The sequence below is a fragment of the Blastococcus sp. PRF04-17 genome (assembly GCF_023016265.1).
GTDB lineage: Bacteria > Actinomycetota > Actinomycetes > Mycobacteriales > Geodermatophilaceae > Blastococcus_B.
The window spans coordinates 3498665-3523135 of the sequence record NZ_CP095412.1; the positions used below are offsets into that span (position 1 = coordinate 3498665).

General features: G+C 72.5%; 20 protein-coding genes, 1 tRNA gene and 1 pseudogene. 12 read left to right on the forward strand and 10 right to left on the reverse strand.

Going from position 1 to position 24471, the window contains the following annotated elements; translation table 11 throughout:
- Position 1: 1 nt before the first annotated feature.
- The 5 genes from MVA48_RS17655 to MVA48_RS23805 form a co-directional block, all read right to left on the reverse strand.
- A tRNA-Gly gene (locus MVA48_RS17655) sits at positions 2–72 on the reverse strand.
- A 52-nt stretch (positions 73–124) separates the two neighbouring features.
- Complete coding sequence (locus MVA48_RS17660; RefSeq protein ID WP_246982106.1) at positions 125–1087, reverse strand: methyl-accepting chemotaxis protein; 963 nt, start codon at positions 1085–1087, stop codon at positions 125–127.
- A gap of 1 nt (position 1088) precedes the next feature.
- Positions 1089–1649, reverse strand: coding sequence for a PAS domain-containing protein (locus MVA48_RS17665; RefSeq protein WP_246982107.1), 561 nt, complete (start codon positions 1647–1649; stop codon positions 1089–1091).
- Positions 1650–1789: 140 nt separating this feature from the next.
- A complete protein-coding gene (locus MVA48_RS17670) occupies positions 1790–2446 on the reverse strand; it encodes an IPT/TIG domain-containing protein (protein ID WP_246982109.1) in 657 nt (218 codons plus the stop codon).
- Positions 2443–4464: a S8 family serine peptidase gene (locus MVA48_RS23805; RefSeq protein WP_305852263.1), complete on the reverse strand. Its 2022-nt coding sequence runs from the start codon at positions 4462–4464 to the stop codon at positions 2443–2445. The genes MVA48_RS17670 and MVA48_RS23805 overlap by 4 nt, the downstream gene beginning before the upstream one ends.
- Before the next feature lie 163 nt (positions 4465–4627).
- On the opposite strand from MVA48_RS23805, the gene dcd reads away from it, so the two are divergent.
- On the forward strand, positions 4628–5215 hold the full coding sequence (gene dcd, locus MVA48_RS17680; protein ID WP_246982111.1) for a dCTP deaminase: 588 nt from the start codon (positions 4628–4630) through the stop codon (positions 5213–5215).
- On the opposite strand, the gene MVA48_RS17685 is transcribed toward dcd, so the two are convergent.
- The 3 genes and pseudogenes from MVA48_RS17685 to MVA48_RS17700 all read right to left on the reverse strand — a co-directional run bounded on the left by MVA48_RS17685 (position 5184) and on the right by MVA48_RS17700 (position 10099).
- Entirely contained in the window at positions 5184–6509 is a 1326-nt protein-coding gene (locus MVA48_RS17685; RefSeq protein ID WP_246982113.1) for an MFS transporter, read from the reverse strand. The genes dcd and MVA48_RS17685 overlap by 32 nt on opposite strands.
- Before the next feature lie 72 nt (positions 6510–6581).
- Positions 6582–8872 (reverse strand): annotated as a pseudogene (locus MVA48_RS17695) (heterodisulfide reductase-related iron-sulfur binding cluster).
- Positions 8873–9100: 228 nt separating this feature from the next.
- On the reverse strand, positions 9101–10099 hold the full coding sequence (locus tag MVA48_RS17700) for a type IV toxin-antitoxin system AbiEi family antitoxin domain-containing protein (RefSeq protein ID WP_246982119.1): 999 nt from the start codon (positions 10097–10099) through the stop codon (positions 9101–9103).
- Positions 10100–10406: 307 nt separating this feature from the next.
- Here MVA48_RS17700 and dnaK point away from each other — a divergent pair, with 307 nt between their 5' ends.
- The 5 genes from dnaK (at position 10407) to MVA48_RS17725 (ending at position 15132) form a co-directional block, all read left to right on the forward strand.
- Entirely contained in the window at positions 10407–12269 is a 1863-nt protein-coding gene (gene dnaK, locus MVA48_RS17705) for a molecular chaperone DnaK (RefSeq protein WP_246982120.1), read from the forward strand.
- The gene (gene grpE, locus MVA48_RS17710; protein ID WP_246982122.1) at positions 12266–12961 is read left to right on the forward strand and encodes a nucleotide exchange factor GrpE; all 696 of its coding nucleotides are present in this window, start codon (positions 12266–12268) and stop codon (positions 12959–12961) included. Before dnaK ends, grpE begins: the two co-directional genes overlap by 4 nt.
- A 61-nt stretch (positions 12962–13022) precedes the next feature.
- Positions 13023–14216: a molecular chaperone DnaJ gene (gene dnaJ, locus MVA48_RS17715; RefSeq protein WP_246982123.1), complete on the forward strand. Its 1194-nt coding sequence runs from the start codon at positions 13023–13025 to the stop codon at positions 14214–14216.
- Complete coding sequence (locus MVA48_RS17720; protein ID WP_305852264.1) at positions 14213–14662, forward strand: heat shock protein transcriptional repressor HspR; 450 nt, start codon at positions 14213–14215, stop codon at positions 14660–14662. The genes dnaJ and MVA48_RS17720 overlap by 4 nt, the downstream gene beginning before the upstream one ends.
- A complete protein-coding gene (locus tag MVA48_RS17725; protein WP_246982124.1) occupies positions 14659–15132 on the forward strand; it encodes a MarR family winged helix-turn-helix transcriptional regulator in 474 nt (157 codons plus the stop codon). Before MVA48_RS17720 ends, MVA48_RS17725 begins: the two co-directional genes overlap by 4 nt.
- A gap of 22 nt (positions 15133–15154) precedes the next feature.
- Here the strand turns inward: MVA48_RS17725 and MVA48_RS17730 are convergent, their stop codons facing one another.
- Both MVA48_RS17730 and MVA48_RS17735 read right to left on the reverse strand, forming a co-directional pair.
- A complete protein-coding gene (locus MVA48_RS17730; protein ID WP_246982125.1) occupies positions 15155–15598 on the reverse strand; it encodes an OsmC family peroxiredoxin in 444 nt (147 codons plus the stop codon).
- An 83-nt stretch (positions 15599–15681) separates the two neighbouring features.
- Positions 15682–16137 (reverse strand): MarR family winged helix-turn-helix transcriptional regulator, encoded by a 456-nt coding sequence (locus MVA48_RS17735; protein WP_246982126.1) that lies wholly within the window; start codon positions 16135–16137, stop codon positions 15682–15684.
- Between the two features lie 178 nt (positions 16138–16315).
- Here MVA48_RS17735 and MVA48_RS17740 point away from each other — a divergent pair, with 178 nt between their 5' ends.
- From MVA48_RS17740 to MVA48_RS17765, 6 genes are all read left to right on the forward strand, one after another.
- Entirely contained in the window at positions 16316–17332 is a 1017-nt protein-coding gene (locus MVA48_RS17740) for a hypothetical protein (protein ID WP_246982127.1), read from the forward strand.
- 128 nt (positions 17333–17460) lie between these two features.
- The gene (locus MVA48_RS17745) at positions 17461–18876 is read left to right on the forward strand and encodes a hypothetical protein (RefSeq protein WP_246982128.1); all 1416 of its coding nucleotides are present in this window, start codon (positions 17461–17463) and stop codon (positions 18874–18876) included.
- Positions 18873–19562 (forward strand): ABC transporter ATP-binding protein, encoded by a 690-nt coding sequence (locus MVA48_RS17750; RefSeq protein WP_246982130.1) that lies wholly within the window; start codon positions 18873–18875, stop codon positions 19560–19562. The genes MVA48_RS17745 and MVA48_RS17750 overlap by 4 nt, the downstream gene beginning before the upstream one ends.
- Positions 19559–20911: an ABC transporter permease gene (locus tag MVA48_RS17755; RefSeq protein ID WP_246982132.1), complete on the forward strand. Its 1353-nt coding sequence runs from the start codon at positions 19559–19561 to the stop codon at positions 20909–20911. Before MVA48_RS17750 ends, MVA48_RS17755 begins: the two co-directional genes overlap by 4 nt.
- Before the next feature lie 80 nt (positions 20912–20991).
- Positions 20992–23586, forward strand: coding sequence for an ATP-dependent chaperone ClpB (gene clpB / locus MVA48_RS17760; RefSeq protein ID WP_246982134.1), 2595 nt, complete (start codon positions 20992–20994; stop codon positions 23584–23586).
- Positions 23587–23836: 250 nt separating this feature from the next.
- Complete coding sequence (locus MVA48_RS17765) at positions 23837–24463, forward strand: hypothetical protein (RefSeq protein ID WP_246982136.1); 627 nt, start codon at positions 23837–23839, stop codon at positions 24461–24463.
- Positions 24464–24471: the final 8 nt, after the last annotated feature.

Below are 24471 nucleotides of genomic sequence, written 5' to 3' on the forward strand. Positions count from 1 at the left end.
GAGCGGGTGACGAGAATCGAACTCGCACTGTCAGCTTGGGAAGCTGATGTTCTGCCATTGAACTACACCCGCGAACGCCGCCCAGACTACCTGGCGAGCCCGCCCGCGCGGGAGCAGCCCCTGATCAGCGGCGCATCTCGGCGAGGAATCCGGTGGCCTCCGAGCGCAGCCGCTCGGCCATCTGCGACAGCCCGGTGATGTCGTCCCCGCCGGTGGCCAGCGAGGACGAGCCGTCGACCGCCGCCGCGATGCCGTCGACGAGGGTGTTCATCTCGCCGACCGTCGTCCCCACCGTGCCCATCCGGGCCGCGACCGCCTCGGTGGCCTCGCGGATCTGCTCGACCTGGGCGGTGACCCGCAGGGTTGCCTGACCGGTCTGGTCCGCGAGGTCCTTGACCTCGGAAGCGACCACGGCGAACCCCTTGCCGGCCTCTCCGGCGCGGGCGGCCTCGATCGTGGCGTTGAGGGCCAGCAGCCGGGTCTGCGCGGCGATGGCGTCGATCATCGCGATGATCTCCTTGATCTCGGCCGAGGAGGTGGTCAGGGAGGTGATCGTCGCCTGCGCGGTGCCGACCTCGGTGGCGGCGGCACCGGCCGCGGCCGTCAGCCCGGACGCCGACGCGCTCATCTCCGTCGAGGCGGTGGCCACCTGCTCCGACATGGCCAGGACGACGGACTCGAAGGCGTCGGCCAGGCGCAGGCGGGCGTTCTGCGCCTCGGTGACCCGGCCGGCCGTCTCCTGCATGGCCGTCCGGGCGGTGTTGATGTCGGTGGCGCTCTTCCGGAAGGCGCCGCGCAGGCCGGTCAGCAGCAGCCGTCGGGAGAACCGGCCCTCCGCGGCGGCGGTGAGCGCGGCCGACGACTCGCGGACGAAGGCGTCGGAGACGTCGAGCACCCGGTTGACGGCGTCGTGCAGAGCGGCCAGCTCCGGCCGGGCCGCGATCTCGGGCGTCGGGCGCACCCGGGCCTCCAGGTCGCCGCGGGCGGCGGCGTCGCAGGTCTCGGTCAGCTGGCGCACGAAAGCCCGGTGGGCGGCGAGCTCCGCGGCGTCGTCGCCTCCCTGGGCGCGCAGGCCCCGGAAGCCCATGTCAGCTCTCCTCGCGGTTGATGATCGACCAGACGAGGTCGTCGTAGCCGCCGCCCTGCTCGGCCAGGATGTCGGTCAGCAGCTGCGAGGAGGCGGAGACCGCCGCCTTGGCACCGGGGTGCCGGCGCTCCTCGGCGGACAGCCGCGCGTACAACGGCCGCACCGCCTCGATCGCCCGCTGCGCGGGCTTGCGACGGCTTGAGTGGTAGCCGACGACCCGGCCGCGGGCGTCGAAGGACGGCGTCACGTGGGCCAGCACCCAGTAGTGGGCGCCGTCCCGGGCGAGGTTGTTGATGTAGGCGAAGAGTTCCTCACCGCGGCCGAGCGTCTGCCAGAGGAGCCAGAAGACCGCCCGGGGCATCTCGGGGTGCCGGATGAGGTTGTGCGGACGGCCGAGGACTTCGTCCATCTCGTAGCCGCTGACCCGCAGGAACACGTCGTTGGCGTAGGTGATGACGCCGCGCGGATCGGTCTTGGAGACGATCAGCTCGTCGGCGTCGAACGTGCGCTCCTGGCCGGTGGGTCGCACCGCCCGCCCCGGTGCCGGCTGCAGATCCAGCATGTGCCCTCCTCCAGGATCGACGTCCGGAGGTTGTCATCGGCAGGCCGCCGAGCGGCCGGTACCGGCACGCAGCTGCGCCCCGTCCGCATGGGGAGGTCGGACGGGGCGCAGCGGTTCGGGCCGCATGTCGAGGACTCGGCCTAGATCGCGACCCCCGTGCAGGACGAGGAGCAGTTCACCGACCAGATGGAGCCCAGCGCCCGGAACCTGTCGGACCGGACGAGGCGCTCACCCGCCGGACCGGTGCGCTCGACCGGGCCGGTGCCGGTGCCCGGACCGCCGGGCGCCCCGTCCTCACCGCCGTCCTCGCCGCCGTCGTCCCCCGGTGGCGTGGCGCCGTCCCCGGGCGCGGGGGCGCCCGGGTCGGTCCCGTCACCCGGCCCCGTCGGGGCCGACGGGTCGACGTAGGTCAACGCCCGGCTGAGCACCTGCGCGGTGTCGTCCGGCGCGTAGATCGACACGTCGTAGGTGTCGGCCGTGCGTGCCGGGACCCGGAAGGTGACCCGCGTGCTCGTCGCCGTGACCACGGAGGCCGTCGCGGTGGCGCCGATCCGGATGGTCGGCGATTCCGGCAGGGCGAGCCCGGTGATGGTCACCAGCGTGCCCCCGGCGGTGCCGACCCTGTTCGGGCTGAGCGAGGTCACCTTGAACACGCCCAGCTCGTCGTAGCGCGTCGTGTCCGGGGACGAGCCGCCGGCGTCCGGCGCCGTCGGCGTGCTGCCGCCCGAGCCGATGGGCGGCGTGCCGCCGCCGGAGCCGATGGGCGGGACGACCGGCGAGGTCACCGGTGGGGTCACCGGGGCGACGGGTGTGCCGGGGCCCGCCGGGTTGGGTGCTCCCGGCTCGGCCGGATCGCCCGGCTCGGCCGGGTCGCCGGGCACGGCGCCGCCGCCGGGAGGCGTGCCGGAGCCGCCGGTCTCCGGCGTCGTGCCGGGGAGGGTCGGACTGCCCGGCGGGACCGGGCTGCCGCCGCCGGGGGCGGGGTGCCCGTGCCGGGAGGCGCACCTCCAGGAGCGGTGCCGCCGGGCTGCGTGCCGGCGTCCGGCGTCGTCCCGCCCGGAGCGGTGCCGCCGCCGGGAGCCGCGCCGTCGGTGGGGGTCTCGTCGCCCGGCGCCGGGACGGCGGCGCCGACCAGCAGCGGGGCGGCGTGCGTCCGGCCGACGGGCTCGCCGTCGCGGTACAGCTGAACGGTCAGGACGTAGCGCCCGTCACCGAGCTCCATCGCCGGAGTCAGGCCCACTGACCCGGAACCGGCGAACGTGCCGAGCGGGAAGGCGGCGTCACCCGCGTCGTCGGTGGCCACGGTGACGCCGTCGAGCGTGATGTCCTTGTCCGCCAGCGCCCAGATCTCGCCGGCGTGCTCCATCCCCAGGCCGAGCACGACCTCGTAGGCGCCGGCGGCCGTCGGGCCGCTCACCCCGATGCCCGGGGTCAGGAGGCCGGCCGGAGCGGTCATCGAGGTGAAGGCGTAGCCGACCGACTCGGCCGGGGTGCCCGCCAGGCGGCTCATCGTCAGGCGGCCGCCGGTCACCGACCTGCCGCTGAACGCGGGCAGGGGGTCCACGTCGTCGAGCACGGCCTGCTTCAGCTCGGCGTGGCCGGCGTCGGGCATGTGAGCGCGGTACAGCGCGTAGGCGGCGGCGACGTGCGGCGCTGCGATGGAGGTGCCACTGACCAGCCGGTAGCCGCCGTCGTTCCACGTGGTGGCCACGAGGTAGCCCGGAGCGAACAGATCCACGTTGGACGCGCCGTAGGCGGAGCTGGGTGATGCCGTGTCGCCGGCCGTCGAGCTGCCGACCGTCACGATGTTCGGGTCGGTCAGGCTGGCCGGGTAGAGGATGTTCGTGTCCCGGTTGGCGGCGTCGTTGCCGGCCGCCGCGACGACCAGGACGTCGTGGGCGGCGGCGTAGGCGACCGCGTTCCGCAGATTCTGCAGAGCAGTGCCGGTGAACGCCCCGCCCCAGGAGGCGTTGATGACGTCGGCGCCGTTGTCCACGGCGTACCGGATCGCCTGGGCTCCCAGGTTGACGTCGACGCTGCCACCTCCACCGATGACCAGCGGCATGATCCTGGCCTGCGGCGCGACGCCGGCCACGCCGATGCCGTTGCCGGCGCGGGCGGCGACGACGCCGGACACGCCCGTGCCGTGGGAACCCATGCCCGCGTTGTCGAGGTCGGCGTTGTTCGAGTAGAAGTTCCAGCCGTGGCAGTCGCCGGCCTTGCCGTTCCCGTCGGTGTCGCCGCCACCGCACGGCTGGCCGGGGTTGGTCCACAGCGCGCCGGCCAGGTCCGGGTGGTCGGTGTCGAAGCCGGTGTCGGTGACGGCGATGACCAGGCCGTCTCCTGTCCCGGTGGCCCACCCGTCGGTGGCGTCCACGTCGGCGTCGGCGACGGCCGCCACCGGCTGCTGGTAGGAGTTGGTGCCGGTGTTCTCGAGGTTCCAGCCGTACTGGGGGAAGTACGGGTCGGTGACGGTGCCGAGCACGGGAGCGGAGACCGAGAACTCGGCGTGCGCCACGCCGGGGACCACGGCGAGCTGGTGCGGGGCGAGTCCCTCCGTGGCGACCAGCGCACGGCCGTCGTCGAGCGACTGCGCGGTCACGACCCCGTCCACCGACTCGAGGGCCTCGAGCATCGCCGCGTCGACGGCTCCGGCGTCCGCGGTCAGGACGATCCGGGTCAGGCCGTCGTCCGGTCCGAAGTCGGTGGCGATCGGGATCGCCGGCGCGGCCAGCGCAGAGAACACCGCCGCGCCGGCGTAGCCGGCCACGACCGCACCGGCCAGCGCGACCGCCTGGACCCGCTTGCTCTTCATCGACCGACCTCTCCCCGCTGGCGCGCGCCTGCGCGTTCCCGGCGTCAACGGCGGGTCGGGTGCGGCTCTTGAGAACGCCCGGTTCCGATTCGCTCGGAGGAGTGAGCCGCTGGAGGGGTCCTGGTCGGCCGGGCCCCCGGATCGGGTCCCTAGACTCCGCGCCATGCTGCTGAGCGACCGCGACATCACGGCCGCGATCGCCGAGGGCCGCCTCGGCATCGAGCCCTACGACAAGGCGCTCGTGCAGCCCTCGAGCATCGACGTCCGGCTCGACCGGTTCTTCCGGGTCTTCAACAACGCCCGGTACACCCACATCGACCCGGCCCAGCAGCAGGACGACCTCACCACCCTTGTCGAGCCCGAGGGCGACGAGCCGTTCGTCCTGCACCCGGGGGAGTTCGTGCTGGGTTCGACCCTCGAGGTCGTGTCGATCCCCGACGACCTGGCCGCCCGGCTCGAGGGCAAGAGCTCGCTCGGCCGGCTGGGCCTGCTCACCCACTCCACCGCCGGCTTCGTCGACCCGGGGTTCTCCGGTCACATCACGCTGGAGCTGTCGAACGTCGCGAACCTGCCGATCACGCTGTGGCCGGGCATGAAGATCGGCCAGCTCTGCCTGTTCCGGCTGACCGGCCCGGCCGAGCACCCGTACGGGTCGGCGGTGTACGGCTCGCGCTACCAGGACCAGCGGGGCCCGACGCCGTCCCGGTCGTTCCGCAATTTCACCCGGGCGGAGACGCGTCGTCCGTCCTGAGGTGGGCGACGACCGGCGCCTCGGCGCCGGCGACCTCGACGACCTCCTCGCCGCACCGCCGGGCTGACGTCCGGCCCGGGACCTCGTCGTCGACGAACCGCTGGTGGGTGCACAGCCACCCGGTGACCGCCATGAGGACGACCCCGACGAGCACGAGCACGAACATGCCGGTGTAGCTGCCGGTGCTGCCGCGGAGGACGCCGACGAGCAGCGGTCCGGCAGCGGCGATCAGGTAACCGAAGCCCTGGGTCGTCGTCGAGAGGGCGGCCGTGGTCTCCGGCGTGCGTGCACGCAGCCCGATGAGGGTCAGGATCATGGCGAACGTGCCCATGGCCACCCCGAGCAGGCCCGTCCAGAGCAACGTCGCCGACCGCGGGCTGATCCACAGGCCCAGCCAGCCGACCAGGTAGCAGACCAGGAAGAAGACGAGCAGCGGCCGCTGCAGCCGGACCCGGACGGTCAGTGCCGGCACGACGGCGTTGACCGGCACGATCATCACCAGCGCGACGGCGAGGAAGAGGCCGGCAGCGGCCGCGCTGAGTCCCGCGTCCCGCAGGTACTGGGCCGTCCAGCCGGCGATGACGTAGGCCTCCATGGCCTGGATCCCGAAGAAGAGGGCCAGGGCGACGGCCGTGCGGCTCCGCAGCAGTGCGCGGACCCGGACGGTCGGCTGTCCGACGGGCGAGCCACCGGGCCGGGCCGGCACGGCCAGCCACACGACCGCGGCGACGAGCGCGGGCACCGCCCAGACGGCGAGCGCCCACCGCCAACCCTCGCTTCCCGCGGCGTCGGCGATCGGCTGGGCGACGACGGCGACGACGGCGCCACCGACGCTCATGGCCGTGCTGTAGGCGCCCACGAGCAGGCCGGTGCGGTGCGGGAAGTACCGCTTGACCAGGCTGGGCAGCAGCACGTTGCCGAGCGCTCCGCCGGTCATGGCGATCACCGTGCCGAGGAGGAACAGCCAGAAGGCCCCGGCCACCCCACGGAGAACGAGGCCGGCCGCCATCGCGGCCAGCGCACCGAACAGGACGTGCGAATCCCGGTACCGCGCCGACAGCGGCGGACCGGCGAAGCCCAGGGCCGCGAAGCACAGGACCGGCAGCGCGGTGATCACTCCGGCGAGGCTGCTGGAGAGGTCCAGCCCTTGCTCGATCTCCTCGAGCACCGGCCCGACGCTGTTGACCGCCGTGCGCAGGTTCAGGGCGGTCAGGACGATCGCGACGCCGATGAGGAGCAGCCCCCGGCCGTGGGTGCCAGGGGTCGCTGCTGCCGGTTCGGCGGTGCGGGTCACCGGGCGATGGTCCTCCACCCGGAACGACGGCGGCGCGCGCCCCCTGGGGGAACGCGCGCCGCCGGGGTCATGTCAGGCCTGGCCGTGCTCCGTCGCCGCCGAGTCCAGGCCGACGACGTCATCGGCCTTGGTGCCGACGTCCGCGCCCTGCTCGGTGCCCTGCGCGCCGACCGGGGCCAGCGAGCGCAGCAGGATCTGGCTGACGTCGAGGACCTCGACGTGCTCGCCGATCTCCCCTGCCTGCTTCTTGGCGGTGACGGCGTCGCTCAGCATCGTGATGCAGAACGGGCAGGCGGTGGAGATGACGTCGGGGTCGAGCTCGAGGGCCTCCTCGGTGCGCTCCATGTTGATGCGCTTGCCGATCTTCTCCTCCATCCACATGCGCGCGCCGCCGCGCCGCAGCAGAAGCCGCGGTCCTTGCAGCGGTGCATCTCCTGGGTGGAGAGGCCACCGACGGAGTCGAGGATCTCCCGTGGCGGCGTGTAGACCTTGTTGTGCCGGCCGAGGAAGCAGGGGTCGTGGTAGGTGACCTTGCGGTCGACCGGCGTGACCGGGGTGAGCCGGCCGTCGGCCACCAGCTGGCTGATCAGCTGGGTGTGGTGGACGACCTCGTAGTGGCCCTCGACCTGCGGGTACTCCTTGCTCAGCGAGTTGAAGCAGTGCGGGCAGGTCGCGACGATCTTGCGCATGCCGGGCACCCGGCCCTCGAAGACGCCGTCGAGGGTGGCCACGTTCTCCTGCGCCAGCATCTGGAACAGGAACTCGTTGCCCATGCGGCGGGCCGGGTCGCCCGAGCAGGTCTCCCCGTTGCCGAGGACGGCGAACTCCACGCCGGCGATGTGCAGCAGCTCGGCGACGGCCTTGGTCACCTTCTTGGCGCGGTCGTCGACGGCGCCGGCACAGCCGACCCAGAACAGGTACTCGATGTCGTAGTCCAGGGGGCCGTCGGCCACCTTCACCTCGAAGTCGAGCTCCTTGATCCAGTCCTCGCGGACGTTGCCGCCCATGCCCCACGGGTTCCCGCGCTTCTCGAGGTTGGTCATCATGACGCCGGCCTCGGACGGGAAGTTGGACTCGATGAGCACCTGGTACCGGCGCATGTCGTCGATGTGGTCGATGTGCTCGATGTCGACCGGGCACTGCTCGACGCAGGCGCCGCAGTTGGTGCAGCTCCACAGGACGTCGGGGTCGATGACCCCACCCTCCTCGAGGGTGCCGACCAGCGGACGGTGCGCCTGTGCGTCGTTGGTCCCCTCGATGCGGGCGTAGCCGCTCGCCCAGACCTGTTCGTCGCTGGGCTTCAGGACGTCGTAGTCCGGCGCGGTCTCCGACGCGGTCTTCTCGCCGAGGAGGTAGGGGGCCTTCGCGTACAGGTGGTCGCGGAGGTCCATGATCACCATCTTGGGGCTGAGCGGCTTGCCCGTGTTCCACGCCGGGCACTGGCTCTGGCACCGCCCGCACTCGGTGCAGGTGGTGAAGTCGAGCATCCCCTTCCAGGTGAAGTCCTCGATCTTGCCGCGGCCGAAGACGTCGTCCTCGCCGGGATCCTCGAAGTCGATCGGCTTGCCGCCGCTGGTCATGGGCAGCAGCGGGCCGAGCGCGGGTGCGCCGTCGGCGTTGCGCTTGAAGTAGATGTTGAAGAAGGCGCTGAACCGATGCCAGGCCACGCCCATGTTCAGGATCCTGCTGATGACGACCAGCCAGACCAGGCTCACCACGATCTTGACGAAGGCCACGATCGTGAGCAGGTCGGGGCTGTCCGGCAGCACCGTGGCCAGCGCGCCGGAGACCGGGTGCGACCAGGCCGGCGCCTCGGTGAGGTCGCTGCTCACCTTGAGCGCGCGGATCAGCAGGATGCAGGTGCCGACGGTCAGGACGACCGCCTCGACGAAGTAGCCGCGGCCCTCGTTGGTGCCGGCGAAGCGGCTCTTGCGGCCCTGGCGCCGCGGGTGGTCCTTCTGGCGCCGGTAGATCAGGTAGAGGATGCCGAGGATCGTGCCGGTGCCGATGATGTCGGCGAACAGGTTCCAGAGGAACCACTCGCCGATGAGCGGCAGGTGGAAGGCCGGGTTCCACACCTCGCCGAAGGCCTCGACCAGCGTGAGGAACAGGCCGTAGAAGCCGACGAAGACGAACCAGTGGGCGATCCCGATGGTGGACCACTTGAGCATCCGGGTGTGGCCGAGCGACTCGACCAGCATCATCTTCAGCCGCGTCTTGACCGGGCCGAACCGGGTGCCGTCGGGCTGGCCGGTGCGGATGATGCGGACCATGGCGCGGACCGCCCGGTAGGCCATGACCGAGGCCACGATCAGGAACAGGACGCTGATCGTGCCCAGGACGATCTGCAACGGGCCCGTCATCGATCTCCCTCTCCCAGCGCCGGGCGACCCACGGCGACGGGTCCACGGTAGGTGTGCGCCGTTCGCCGCACCGACCGGGGTCGGAGCACGACGAGCGCGCCCCGATGCTACTCGCCGGTAACCACCAGGCGGCCGCCACCGCCCCGAGTCTCGCTCGGCCTGATCTTCGCGGTGTCGGCGCTTCTTCGCCGCGCATCACGCAACCACGCCCGCACCGCGAGGCTCGATTCAGCCGGCGCGGTCAGCGACCGCCAGTCGCCGCGTCGCCGTGAAGCGGCGTCGGCTCGGTCCAGGGGCCGCCAACAGGTCGCGCAGGCGTTCCTCGGTTCGCTGCCATGCCCCGCCCAGGTCGGCCTCCGCGATGCGCACCACTCGGATGTCGAGCGCCCGGAGTTCGTCCTCCCGCCGCTTCTCGTCCCACAGAACCTGCGCGGGGGAGCGGTTGCGCCACGGGTCGGTGTACTTGATCTGCCCGTCGAACTCCACTGCCACCGCTGCATGCTCGAACCAGGCGTCGACCACTCCGACCAGTCGGCCGCCAGATCTGATCTCGACCTGGAGCTCGTCGGGAACCAGCCCGGCCCCCACCAGCCGCAAGCGTCCGCGCGACTCGAGCGGTGACTCCGCGCGTCCGTCGGTGAGCGCCACAGCTCGTGTCGCCCGGCTGATGCGAGCCCAGCCGGCCATGGTGGCTGCGCCGTCCCGGAGTTGATCGAGCGTGACCTTCTTCTTCCGGAGGGCGTCGTCCATGGCCACCACCGCATCCTCGAGGTCCCACTCCCGAGCGCAGTCCAGGAGCGTCCGGGAGGTCGAGGTCAGCCGGATCTGCCCGCTGCGCACGATCTCACCCGGTCGCAGCGGCGCCTGGACGATGCGAAAACCGCGGCCCCGTCGTGACAGGGCCGGGTCCGTGAGCCGAACATCGGTCACGGCGCCCCGCCGCACGAGCAAGCCCCACAGCACCGCCGCCGATCCATGGCTGATCGCCGTCCTCGGCCGGTCGAGGTCGAGCAGCACGGCGAGGCACTCGGCCTGGTGGCGGCGGCCGCGGGCCTCGAGCGCGGCGAGGTCGGCCGTCGTCGCGTAGACACCCCGGCGGAGGCGGGCCCAGACGCCGGTGGAGCAGTTGCGTCGGATCTCCGTGTGCTCGTAGCCGGCGCGACGGGCATCGGTCGCCGTGAAGAGTCCGAGCTGGCGGTCCGCCGCGGCGCGCAGAAGGGGGTGCACCTCCGCAGCGTCCAGTCCTCGAGCGGTCCGTGGTGTCGTCGAGCGACTTCTGTGGACGGCGGCGCCGCGTCACCTTCGCCGTGCGTGGGAAATCCCGCGGTACGGGGCGAGACGCCGGCGACATGGCGCGGGCGGTGGGCGACCGGCGGGAGTGCCGGTGCGGAAACTCCCGCGCCCGTGGAACACGGCCAGGTTCGTTGCCGTTAGGGTAGGCAGGAAAGTTGAGTGGACCCAGCGCAAGGTGGGCACTCGACTACCGGGACAAGCCAAGCACCACCTGACAGCACACGGAAGAGAGGCCATCCCCATGGCTCGAGCGGTCGGTATCGACCTCGGCACCACCAACTCCGTCGTCACCGTCCTGGAGGGCGGCGAGCCGACGGTCATCGCGAACTCCGAGGGCTCGCGCACCACCCCGTCGGTGGTGGCCTTCGCCAAGAACGGCGAGGTCCTCGTCGGCCAGTCGGCGAAGAACCAGGCGGTCACCAACGTCGACCGCACCATCCGCTCCGTGAAGCGGCACATGGGCACCGACTGGAAGACCGGCGAGATCGACGGCAAGCAGTACACGCCGCAGGAGATCTCCGCGCGCATCCTGCAGAAGCTGAAGCGGGACGCCGAGACCTACCTGGGCGAGCCGGTCACCGACGCCGTCATCACCGTCCCGGCCTACTTCGAGGACGCGCAGCGCCAGGCCACCAAGGAGGCCGGTGAGATCGCGGGCCTCAACGTCCTGCGGATCGTCAACGAGCCGACCGCGGCCGCGCTGGCCTACGGCCTGGACAAGGGCGAGACCGAGCAGACGATCCTCGTCTTCGACCTCGGTGGCGGCACCTTCGACGTCTCCCTGCTCGAGATCGGGGACGGCGTCATCGAGGTGAAGGCGACCGCCGGTGACAACCACCTCGGCGGTGACGACTGGGACCAGAAGATCGTCGACCACCTGGTGAAGACCTTCAACGCGTCCAACGGCATCGACCTGTCCAAGGACAAGCTGGCCATGCAGCGGCTCCGCGAGGCCGCCGAGAAGGCCAAGATCGAGCTGTCGGGCGCGCAGTCGACCAACATCAACCTGCCCTACATCACCGCCGGTGCCGAGGGGCCGCTGCACCTCGACGTCACGATCACCCGCGCCGAGTTCCAGCGCATGACGCAGGACCTGCTCGACCGGGCCCGCGCGCCGTTCAACCAGGCGATCCGCGACGCCGGCATCTCGGTGAACGAGATCGACCACGTCGTCCTCGTCGGTGGCTCCACCCGCATGCCCGCGGTGAGCGACCTGGTGCGCGAGCTGACCGGCGGCAAGGAGCCCAACAAGGGCGTCAACCCCGACGAGGTCGTGGCGATCGGCGCCGCCCTGCAGGCCGGTGTGCTCCGCGGTGAGGTCAAGGACGTCCTGCTCCTCGACGTCACCCCGCTGTCCCTGGGCATCGAGACCAAGGGCGGGATCATGACCAAGCTCATCGAGCGCAACACCACGATCCCGACCAAGCGCTCGGAGATCTTCACGACGGCCGACGACAACCAGCCGTCCGTGCAGATCCAGGTCTTCCAGGGCGAGCGCGAGATGGCCGCCTACAACAAGAAGCTCGGCATGTTCGAGCTGACCGGCCTGCCCCCGGCCCCCCGCGGCGTCCCGCAGATCGAGGTGGCCTTCGACATCGACGCCAACGGCATCGTGCACGTGTCGGCGAAGGACCTCGGCACGGGCAAGGAGCAGTCGATGACCATCACCGGCGGCTCGGCCCTCCCGAAGGACGACATCGAGCGGATGATGAAGGACGCCGAGGCGCACGCCGAGGAGGACAAGAAGCGCCGCGAGGAGGCCGAGACCCGCAACCTGGCCGAGTCGCTGCAGTACCAGACCGAGAAGTTCCTCGCGGAGAACGGCGACAAGATCCCCGCGGAGAAGAAGGAGGAGCTCGGCGAGGCGCTGACCGAGCTGCGCTCGGCCCTCGGCGGCTCCGACATCAACGCGATCAAGGCCGCCCAGGAGAAGGTCGCCCGGGTCTCCCAGGAGGTCGGCGGGGCGCTCTACGCCCAGCAGGCCGAGGCGGGCGCGGCCGAGGGCGCGGCGACCGGCGGTGAGGCCGGCCCGTCCGGCAGCGCGTCCTCCGACGACGACGTCGTCGACGCGGAGATCGTGGACGAGGACACCGACCGCCGATGACCGAGATGCCGCAGGGAGAGGAGACGCCGCGGGTCGTGATCCGCGACAAGCGGCGCATCGACCCGACCAGCGGCGCCGTGCGGGTGCCGGCCGGCGAGCAGCCGGCCGGCACCCCGCTCCGCACCGACGCAGCCGCCCCAGGGGAGCAGATGAGCGAGCAGGACACCACCGTCGTCGAGCAGCCGACGGAGCAGTCCGCCGGTGCCGGCGGAGATCTGGCCACGCAGCTGGCCGAGCGGACCGAGGACCTCCAGCGGGTCACCGCCGAGTACGCGAACTACCGGCGACGGGTCGACCGCGACCGCACCCTGGTCGTCGACCAGGCGGCGGAGCGGTTCGCGCTCCAGCTGTTCCCGATCGTCGACGACATCGAGCGTGCCCGTGACCACGGCGACCTGACCGGCGCCTTCAAGGTGGTCGCCGACCGCGTGCTCGGTCTCCTCGACGGGCTGGGCGTGGAGGCGTTCGGCAGGAACGGCGACCCGTTCGACCCGGCGCACCACGAGGCGGTCATCCACGACACGTCGGCCGACGTCGACTACCCGATGGTCACGACGGTCCTGCGGCAGGGTTACCGCCGCGGCGACCGGGTGCTGCGCACCGCGATGGTCGCGGTGACCGATCCCGAGGCGCCGTCGGCGGCTCCCGCGGAGGAGCAGCCATCGGCCGACGACTCATCCGCGTCCGACTGAGCACGAGAGGGGGCCGGATGAACATGCCGAAGGCTTCCGGTTCCTCACCGGAGGTGGGTCGATGAGCACCCGGGACTTCATCGAGAAGGACTACTACGCCGCGCTGGGCGTGCCCAAGGACGCTGACGCCGCGGCGATCAAGAGGGCCTATCGCAAGCTGGCGACCGAGCTGCACCCGGACAAGAACCCCGGGAACACCGAGGCGGAGACGAGGTTCAAGGAGGTCTCCGAGGCCTACGACGTGCTCTCCGACCCCAAGCGGCGAGGTGAGTACGACGAGGCCCGCCGGCTCTTCGGGGCCGGCAGCCGGGGCGGCTTCACCGGCGGGTTCCCCGGGGCCGGCGGCGGTCAGCCGTTCGACCTCGGCGACCTGTTCGGCGGCGCGGCCGGCGGTGCCACCCGCGGCGCGGGCGGCCTGGGCGACATCCTGGGCGGGCTCTTCGGCGGAGCAGGGGGAACGGCGCGCAGCCGCAGCCAGGCCGCGTCGGGTCCGGCCCGCGGTCAGGACGTCGAGACCGAGGCGACGCTCTCCTTCGAGGAGGCGGTCCTCGGCGTGACCGTGCCGCTGCGCATGCAGAGTCCGGGCACGTGCCCCACGTGTGCCGGCAGCGGGGCGAAGCCGGGCACCAGCCCGCACACCTGTCCGGTGTGCCAGGGCGCCGGCGTGACCAGCCGCAGCCAGGGCGCGTTCGCCTTCTCCGAGCCCTGCCGCAACTGCCGCGGCACCGGCTCGGTCGTCGACGACCCGTGTCCGACCTGCTCCGGCAGCGGGGTCACGACACAGACCCGCACGATCACCGTCCGGATCCCGGCCGGCGTCAAGGACGGTCAGCGCATCCGGCTTCCCGGCAAGGGCGCGCCCGGTCGTCGCGGCGGTCCGGCGGGCGACCTGTTCGTCGTGGTGCACGTCAGCGAGCACCCGCTGTTCGGCCGCAAGGGCGACGACCTCACGCTCACCGTGCCGATCACCTTCGCCGAGGCCGCCCTCGGGACGACGGTGACGGTGCCGACGCTCGACGGGAACGTGTCGCTCAAGGTGCCGGCCGGCACGGCCAGCGGCCGCACGCTCCGCGTCCGGGGTCGTGGCGTGCCCGGCAAGGGCCGGTCGGGCGACCTCCTGGTGACCCTCGAGGTCGCCGTGCCGGTTCGCCTGACGCCGGCGCAGCGCAAGGTGATCGAGACGCTGGCCGAGGAGATGGACGAGGACCCGCGCCCGCAGATCACGGCGGCCGTCCAGGAGGGGGCCGACACGTGACCGCTCCGGGTGGGGAGGCGCAGGACGCCGTCCGCTCGGTCGCCGAGGACGCACCCGTCTTCGTCATCTCGGTGGCCGCGGAGCTGGCCGGCATGCACGCCCAGACGCTGCGGCAGTACGACCGGCTCGGGCTGGTGAGCCCGGGCCGGACGTCCGGCGGCGGTCGGCGCTACAGCCCCCGCGACGTCGCGCTGCTGCGCGAGGTGCAGCGGCTCAGCCAGGAGGACGGCGTCAACCTCGCCGGTATCAAGCGGATCATCGAGCTCGAGTCGCGGGTCGAGGCGCTCCAGGCCCGCGTGCACGAGCTGCTCGACGAGCTGGAGCGGTCGGAGAGCCGACGCATCGCCGCGGAGGCCGCGGTCTCCGCCACCTACCGGCGTGACCTCGTGCCGCAGCGCCGGCCGGGGTCCGCCCTCGTGGTCTGGCGTCCGCGGACCGACCGATGAGCGCAGCCGACGCGCACGAGGCGTTCGTCCGGCTCGAGCGCGAGATCGGCCTCCTGCTCCGGCGGGCGCGCGCCATCTCCACGCGGCTGGCGTCCGAGCTGCACCCCGAACTCGACGGCGCTGCCTACGGCCTGCTCGCGCTGCTGCAGGACACCGGCCCCCTTCGAGCGACCGATCTCGTGCCCCGTCTCGGCCTGGACAAGAGCACCGTCAGCCGTCAGGTCGCGGCGCTGGTCGAGCTCGGGCTGGTCGACCGCAGCGCCGACCCGGTCGACGGCCGGGCGCAGGTGCTCACCCCGTCCGCCGAGGGCTCCGCCCGCCTGGAGCGCATCCGGGGCGCCCGTCGCGCCCGGTGGGAGGACGACATGAAGGACTGGCCGGCCGAGGACGTCGCGCGGCTCGCCGAGCTCCTGGCGCGGCTCAACCGGCTCGGGGAGGCGCGTGAGGCCGAGGCGCGCACCCAGCCGTAGCAGCTCGCGTCGGGCCGGTTGGTCAGGACTCCAGCGCGGCATCCAGGCTGATGTCGACCGCGGCCAGTGCCTTGCTGACGGGGCAACCGGCCTTCGCCTCCTGGGCGGCCTTCTCGAACGCAGCGGCGTCCATGCCGTCGACCCGGCCGCGCACGGTGAGCTTGATGCCGGTGATCATGAAGCCGCCACGCTCGCTGTCGGGTCCGAAGCCCACATCGGCGGTGACGTCGAGGCTCTGCGGGGTGCCGCCGGCCTTCGCGATCCCGCCGGAGAAGGCCATCGCGAAACAGGACGCGTGGGCGGCCGCGATCAGCTCCTCCGGGCTGGTGCTCCCGTCGGCGGACTCCGACGTCCGCTTGGGCCAGGAGACGTCGAAGGTGCCCAGGCCGGAGCTGGCCAGTTCGGTGCGACCGGACCCTTCCTGCAGGGTGCCGGTCCAGGCGGTGCGGGCAGAACGTGTGGTCACGGGTGCTCCTTCGGTGGGAGGTCGCTCGGCCCCCTGCCGGGACCCGACGCGAGCCTGCGGGTGGTGGGGATCGAGGTCCTCTTTCAGCAAACCGCTTCGCCGCGGTTCACCCGGTCGGTCAGCAGGCGCAGCCGCTGCATGAGCTCGTCGAACTCGCCGGTGTCGAACCCGATGGCGCCGATCATCTCCTCGGAGATGGCCATGGCCTTGTCCTGCAGTGCCCGTCCGGCGTCGGTCAGCGCGATGGACACCGAGCGCTCGTCCTCGACCCGCCGGTGCCGGCTGACCAGCCCTGCGGCGGTGAGCCGCTTGAGGAGCGGGGAGAGCGTCCCGCTGTCGAGTGCGAGCCGGGAGCCGAGCTGCCCGACGGTCTGGTTGTCGGTCTCCCAGAGCAGCATCATCACCAGGTACTGCGGATAGGTCAGCCCCAGCTTGTCGAGCATCGGCCGATAACGCGCCGTCACCGCCCTCGACGCGGCATACAGCGCGAAGCAGAGCTGGTCGTCGAGCGCCACGCTCGGCGCCGGCAGGGTCGTCATGTCCGGAGTGTAGGACCCCGGCGAGGACGCCCCCCCGGATGCGCCCAGGCGCGGGCCACCCGCGAACGCCCGGTGACGGGGGGACCGACTCCAGGACGTGACCTGTTTGGTCTCGGAAATCACGTCCGGGGAGGGCATCGTCGTCTACCGTGCGCGCACGCACCCAAGGGAGACCTCAATGCACATCCGTCGCGCCGCTGCTCCGCTCTGCGGCCTGGCCGCTCTGGCCCTGCTCCTGTCCGGCTGCTCGGGGTCGGACGGGGACGACGCGCGGGACCCGGCCGCGAGCGAGCAGGAATCGCCCCTGCAGAAGTACCTCAACGCGGCCTACGGCGGCGACCTCTCCCCGGAGGAGCAGGAGGAGAAGTACGCCGAGCAGCAGCGGCAGATCGAGGAACTGGTCGCGCAGTGCATGCAGGACGAGGGCTTCGAGTACACGCCCGCGACCGACAGCGGCGCGTTCTACGTCGGCGACGACACCGAGTGGAAGCCCGATGACCGGGAGTGGGTCTCGCAGTACGGCTACGGCGCCGTCAACTCGCCGTTCGGCTCCCCGTTCGACTCGGAGCCGGTCCCGGAGGAAGAGTACGTCGATCCCAACGCCGACTACGTCGCGAGCCTGTCCGAGTCGGAGCAGATGGCCTTCTACGAGGCGCTGTACGGCGTGCCGCCCGAGGAGGAGGAAATGTCCGAGGAGGGCCAATACGAGTACGACTGGACCCAGGCCGGGTGCCAGGGCGCCGCGCAGCACGAGGTCGCCGGTGAGGACCCGTCCCAGTCCGAGGAGTTCAAGCCGCTGTTCGACGCCATCAACGACCTGTACTCCGACCACTCGTCGTGGCCGGGCATGGCCGAACTCGACGCCGAGTGGGCCTCGTGCATGGAGGACGCCGGACAGGGCGGGCACGCCAGCCCGATGGAGGCGCAGAACTCCATCCACGAGGAGATGAACAAGCTCTACGAGAGCGTCGGGATGCCGGAGGAGGACGCCACCGCCGCCCCGGAGCCCGACCGGGCCGCGACGGAAGCGCTCGCCGAGCGCGAGGTGGAACTGGCCCTGGCCGACCTCGACTGCCGTGAGGAGATCGACTACGGCGACCGCCAGGCGGAGATCACCCGCACGGTCGAGCAGCGGTTCATCGACGACCACAAGGCGGAGCTGGATGCGATGGTCGCCTCCGTCGAGCAGAACTGACGTGGCGGATCCGGACGGGGGAGCACCTGGACGGACCGGTCACGGGCGACGCAGCAGCCCGCTGGTCGGCGTGGTCGGCCCTGCTCCGTCGGAACCGTCCGCTGTGGATCACCGCGGCAGTGGCGGTCGTGGCGCTGCTCGCGGGCCTGCTCGCCGGCCGGTTCGTCATCGCGCCGGACACCGCAGGGGCCCAGACCCCGGCCCCGGGACTGGTGACCGTGCCCGTCGCCTTCGGTCCCCTGAGCAACGACGTCACCATCCGGGGCGAGGTCGCCTACGCCGACTCCGTCGAGGTCACCATCGACACCTCCTCGCTGTCCGGCCCCGCCGTGGTGACCGGCCAGGTGCCCGAGGTCGGCTCCGAGCTGGGCCCGCTGGGCGTCGCCCTGGAGGTCGCCGGCCGACCGGTCATCGTGCTCCCCGGCGAGCTGCCGGCCTACCGGACGCTGCGGATCGGGCTCTCCGGACCCGACGTCGTCCAGTTCAAGCACGCCATGCGCGCCGTCGGCCTGGATGCCGGCGACCCGGCCGGAAACGTGTTCGACCGGACCGCCGCCGACGCGATCACCGCGCTCTACGCGCAGGCCGGCTACCCGGCGCCGGCCAACGAGGAGGGGGCCGAGGAGGGCGTTCTCGCCGCCCGGGACGCCGTACGGAGCGCTCAGGAGGCGGTGTCCGCCGCCGACGCCGAGCTGGCCGCCGCACGTCGTGGCCCGTCGGCGGTCGCCGTCCGGGAGGCGGACAACGCCGTCGCCAGCGCCAAGCGCGCGCTGGACGCCGCGATGTCCACCTCCCCGAACGATGCGGTGACCATCGGAGATCTCCGGGACGCCCTGGCGCTCGCCCAGCTGCGGCGCCAGGAGCTCGACCTCCCGGCCGACACGGCGCCGCAGCGAGCCGCGGCCGCCGCCGCCCAGCAGCAGCTCGTCCAGGCCCGCGAGGCGCTGACCGAGGCGGAGGAGGCCGTTCTGCCGACGCTGCCGGCGGCCGAGGTCCTCTACCTCACCCAGCTGCCGCGCCGGGTGGACGCCGTGGCCACCCAGCGCGGCGCGGTCCTGCAAGGGACGGCCATGACGGTGTCCGGGGCCGACGTCGGCCTGTCCGGCACCGTCGCCGGAGCCGACGCCCGGCTGCTCGAGCCGAGGATGACGGCGACCTTCGAGCTGCCGGACGGCGGCGAGCACGCCGCCACCATCACCGAGGTGACCCCGGGCGAGAGCGATGACGCCCGCTGGACCGTGCAGCTCGAACCGGCCCCGCTCACCCCCGAGCAGGTCACCCAGCTGCAGGGCGCCAATGTGCGGGTCCGGATCCCGGTCGGGGCGACCGACGGCGACGTGCTCTCCGTACCCCTGGCCGCGCTCAGCGCCGGGCCCGGCGGGGAGTCCCGGGTGGAGGTCGTCGACGGCGACCCCCGCGACGGCGCCCGCGCCGAGACACACATGGTCGTGGTCGAGACGGGGCTGGCCGCCGACGGCGCCGTCGAGGTCCGTCCCCGCGACGGCGACCTCGAGGAGGGCGAGCTGGTCGTGGTCGGCCGATGACGGCCGCAACGCCTGCACCGGCCATCGATCTCCGGGACGTCACCCGGTCCTTCCCGGGGCCCCCGGAGGTGCAGGCGCTCAAGGGCGTCAACCTGTCGATCGCCGACGGCGAATACGTCTCGGTCACCGGTCCGAGCGGATCGGGCAAGTCCACGATGCTGAACATCCTCGGGCTGCTCGACCGCCCCACGGTCGGCGAGTACCGGCTGGGCGGGGTCCTGACCGGAGTGCTGGACGAGGACGAGCGGGCCGCCGTGCGCGCCCGCCAGCTCGGCTTCGTGTTCCAGGCCTTCCACCTGATGTCCCGGCGGACCGCGCTGCAGAACGTGCTGCTGCCCATGCTCTACAACGGCACACCGCGCGCGGAGCGCGACGGGCGAGCCCGGATGGCCCTCGAGCGGGTGGGTCTGCGGCACCGCATCGACTTCCTGCCCGGGGCCCTCTCCGGAGGCGAGCGGCAGCGGGTCGCCGTCGCCCGGGCCGTGGCCTCCCGGCCTCGGGTGCTGCTGGCCGACGAGCCGACCGGGAACCTGGACCAGGCGACGTCCGCGGAGATCATGTCCCTCTTCGAGGAGCTGCACGCCGACGGCCTGACCTTCGTGGTCATCACCCACGACGAGGGCGTCGCACGACGGGCCTCGCGGCGCATCCGGCTCGCCGACGGCCGCGTCGACGAGGCGGCATGACGGGAGAGGACCGGCCGCCCCTCCGCGCCCGGCTTCCGTTCCGCCTGTTCCGGTCGCGCCCGCGTCGGCCCGGCCCGGAGCCCGACCCGTGGCCGGTGGCACCGGCCGACCGGTTCCGCCTCTCCGACCTGCTCGGCGAGGCCACCGCAGACATCGGATCGCGGCCCGGCCGGCTGGTGACGACGATCGTGGGCACGGTGCTGGGCATCGCCGCGCTGATCACCACCGTCGGTCTCGCCCAGACCGCAGCGGGCCAGATCGCCCGGCAGTTCGACGCCAACGCCGCCACCCAGCTGGTGGTCAGCCCGAGGACGGCGAACACGGCTGGCGGCGCCACCGTGGCCGCCGGGGCGCTGCCCTGGGACGCCGTCTCCCGCCTGGAGCGGCTGTCCGGGATCGAGTCCGTGGCCCTGCTCGCGGAGGTCTCGCTGCCCGAGGCGGTGGTGACCGCGGTGCCGGTGAACGACCCGTCGCAACCGCCGAGTGCCCCACCGCCGATCTACGCGGCCTCGGAGGAGCTGCTCGACACCGTCGGCGGACGACTGGCCACCGGCCGGTTCTTCGACGCCGGCCACGACGAGCGGGCCGACCGGGTCGCGGTCCTGGGCTTCCGGGCGGCGGAGCGCCTGGGTGTCCAACGCATCGACACGCAGCCCTCGGTGTTCGTCGACGGCATCGCGTACGCCGTCGTGGGCGTGGTCCGGTCGGTCGACGTCCGGGGGGAGCTGCTCGATGCGGTGATCCTGCCCACCCGGACCGCGCGGGCCGACTTCGGTCTGGTCGCGCCCGGGAACGCCCAGGCGCGCATCGCCGTCGGAGCCGGTCCACAACTGCGCACCCAGGCCGCCCTGACCCTGGCACCCGACGATCCGGAGAGCCTGGAGGTGAGAGCTCCGAGCGGTCGGTCGGAGCTGGGGCGGGACGTGCAGGCCGACGTCAACGTGGTGTTCGTCGTCCTGGCCGTGATCGTGCTCCTCGCCGGCGGGGTGGGCATCGCCAACGTGACGATGCTGTCGGTGCTGGAGCGGGTCGGCGAGATCGGCCTCCGCCGGGCCGTCGGCGCGACCGGACGCCAGATCGCCGGCCAGTTCGTGGCCGAGTCTGTCGTCATCGGTCTGCTCGGGGGCTCATCGGCGCGGCGCTGGGCGTGTTCGCCGTCGTGCTCGTCTCGGTGGCCCGGAGCTGGGCCCCGGTCGTCGACCCCTGGATCGCCCTGGGCGGCGCCGCGCTCGGTGGCGTCGTCGGTCTCGTGGCCGGCGGCCTGCCGGCGCGTCGCGCAGCCCGGATCGAACCGGTCGACGCCCTCCGCGGCGGCACCTGACGCGGGGCGACTGGACTCTCAGGGTTGAGTGGAACAGACTCAACTCCGTGGTCGTTGAACCCGGCGACCAGATCCGCGAACATCCCGAGAGGACGCGCGCCAGCGACCATGGAGAGCAAGCTCACCACCCGTTCTCAGGAAGCCTTCGCCGCCGCCCAGCGACTCGCCGTCAGCCGTGGCCAGGCAGCGCTCGAACCCATCCACCTGCTCGCCGCGCTGCTGGAGCAGACCGACGGCATCGCCGGCCCGCTCCTGACCGCGGTGGGCGCCGACCCCGCCGACGTGCGCGCGAAGACCGAGGCCGCGCTGCGCCGGATGCCCAGCGTCAGCGGCGCGACCGTCGCCGCCCCCTCGCCGTCCCGGGAGCTGCTGCGCGTCATCAACGCCGCCGGGGAGCAGGCCAGCGCGCTGGGTGACGAGTACGTCTCCACCGAGCACCTGCTGGTCGGCCTGGCCGGTTCGGACGGCGACGCCGGGGACGTGCTGACCGGCGCCGGTGCCACCCGCGACACGCTGCTGGCCGCCTTCCGCACGGTGCGGGGCAACCGCAAGGTCACCACGCCCGACCCCGAGGGCACCTTCCAGGCCCTGGAGAAGTACGCGGTCGACCTCACGCAGCGGGCCCGGGACGGCAAGATCGACCCGGTCGTCGGCCGGGACACCGAGATCCGGCGGGTCGTGCAGGTGCTCTCCCGGCGAACGAAGAACAACCCGGTCCTCATCGGTGAGCCGGGCGTCGGCAAGACCGCGATCGTGGAGGGCCTCGCCCAGCGGATCGTCGCCGGCGACGTCCCCGAGAGCCTGAAGGGCAAGCGGCTCATGGCGCTCGACCTCGGTTCGATGGTGGCCGGCGCCAAGTACCGCGGCGAGTTCGAGGAGCGGCTCAAGGCCGTCCTGCAGGAGATCACCGACGCCGAGGGCGAGATCGTCACCTTCATCGACGAGCTGCACACGATCGTCGGCGCCGGGGCGACCGGCGAGTCGGCCATGGACGCCGGGAACATGATCAAGCCGATGCTGGCTCGCGGCGAGCTGCGCATGGTCGGCGCCACCACGCTCGACGAGTACCGCGAGCACATCGAGAAGGACCCCGCCCTGGAGCGCCGCTTCCAGCAGGTCTACGTGGGGGAGCCCAGCGTCGAGGACACGATCGGCATCCTGCGCGGCCTCAAGGAGCGCTACGAGGTGCACCACGGCGTCCGCATCACCGACGCGGCCATCGTCGCCGCCGCCACGTTGTCGGACCGGTACGTCACGGCGCGTTTCCTGCCCGACAAGGCCATCGACCTCGTGGACGAGGCGGCCAGCCGGCTGCGCATGGAGATCGACAGCCGCCCCGTCGAGGTGGACGAGGTCGAGCGCGCCGTCCGCCGCATGGAGATCGAGGAGATGGCGCTGTCGAAGGAGGACGACGAGTCCTCGCGGCAGCGGCTCGCCGCGCTCCGGGAGGACCTGGCCAACCGGCGTCAGGAGCTCGCCGAGCTGACGTTCCGCTGGCAGCAGGACAAGACGGCGATCGAGCGCATCCAGCGGATCAAGGAGGAGCTCGAGCACGTCCGGCTGGAGGCCGAGCGGGCCGAGCGGGACGGCGACCTGGCCCGTGCCGCCGAGCTGCGCTACGGCCGGCTGCCCGAGCTCGAGCGGTCGCTGGCCGCCGCCGAGGAGTCGGTGCAGACCGGCGAGTCGATGCTCAAGGAGGAGGTCGGACCCGACGACATCGCCGAGGTCGTCCAGGCCTGGACCGGCATTCCCGCGGGCCGGTTGCTCGAGGGGGAGACCCAGAAGCTGCTGCGCATGGAGGAGGGTCTCACCAAGCGGGTGGTCGGCCAGCCCGACGCCGTCCGCGCGGTCTCCGATGCCGTCCGGCGGGCCCGGTCCGGTGTCAGCGACACCGACCGGCCGACCGGGTCCTTCCTGTTCCTCGGTCCCACCGGCGTCGGCAAGACCGAGCTCGCCAAGGCGCTGGCGGAGTTCCTCTTCGACGACGAGCGGGCGATGGTCCGCATCGACATGAGCGAGTACTCGGAGAAGCACGCCGTCGCGCGCCTGGTCGGGGCCCCGCCCGGCTACGTCGGCTACGAGGCCGGTGGCCAGCTCACCGAGGCGGTGCGGCGCCGGCCCTACACCGTGGTGCTGTTCGACGAGGTCGAGAAGGCCCACCAGGACGTCTTCGACATCCTCCTGCAGGTGCTCGACGACGGGCGGCTGACCGACGGTCAGGGGCGCACGGTGGACTTCCGCAACACCATCCTCATCCTGACCTCGAACCTGGGGTCGCAGATCATCGCCGACCAGTCGATCCCGGAGGAGCGGCGGCGCGCGGCGGTCATGGACGTCGTCCGCGCCCAGTTCAAGCCCGAGTTCCTCAACCGGCTGGACGACGTCGTGGTCTTCCGGGCGCTGGGCAGCGACGAGCTCACCGGGATCGTCGACATCCAGATCGGCGTGCTGGCCCGCCGGCTCGCGGCCCGGCGACTGACGCTGACGGTGACCGACGCGGCGCGCGACTGGCTGGCGCTCAACGGGTTCGACCCGGTGTACGGCGCACGGCCGCTGCGCCGCCTGGTGCAGTCGGCGATCGGCGACCAGCTCGCCAAGGCGCTGCTGGCCGGCGACATCCGGGACGGCGACGAGGTCGTGGTCGATGCGCCGGAGGACCTCACCGCCGCCGGCGAAGGGGGCCTGACCGTCCGCCGCGGCTGACAGAAGAACCCTTGACGGGCCCGCCGCATCCCCGCGATCCGGCGGGCCCGTCGCCGTCCACAGGCCTGTGGACGACGGCCACGCGCGCTCGGCGATTCGACCTGCCGTCCCCGCGTGCGGTGCCGCGCCTGCTGATCACGGGTCTCGCTCCGAACACGACCGGGGGTCCTTCGGCGCGTGCCGCTGGTCCCTCCGCCCGGGCTCCTCCATGATCGGACCGGATACGGAACGAGCGGGAGGCGCAGCAGAGATGACGTCAGGACAGGGCGGGCCGTACGGCGGCCAGTACCCGGGCCCGGAGGGGCAGGGCGGTCAGCCGCAGGGGTGGAACGCCCCGCCGCCTCCGCAGCAGTCCTACCCCGGCTACGGCCCCGCGCCGTCGGCGCCGGTCGGTCATGGCGCCCCGCAGGCGATGGAGCGGCCCTCCACCGTGCGGTTCGGCATCGGCGCTTTCGTGGCCAGTCTGATCATCGGGGCGATCTCATCGGTCGTCGCCTTCGGCAACGTCGATCAGATCGTCGCCCAGACGATGGCGACCACCGACGACCCGGCGGTCACCGAGGAGGTCATCCGCACCGGGATCGTCATCGGGGCCGTCATCGCGCTGATCATCTACGCCCTGTTCGCGCTCTTCCTCTGGTTCGCCTGGCAGGGGCGCAACTGGGCACGCGTCGTCCTGTGGGTGCTGGGCGGCATCAGCGTGGTCTTCGGGCTGGTCGGGCTGGCGGCGCCGGCGCCGGGCCAGTCCGGCTTCCAGACCTCGCTCGGCTGGTTCTCGTTCCTGCTCACCCTCGCCGGCATCGTCCTGCTGGCGCTCAAGCCGTCCAACGACTGGTACCGCTTCCGCGGCTGGCAGCGGGCCACCGGCCAGGGTTGAGGTCGCGG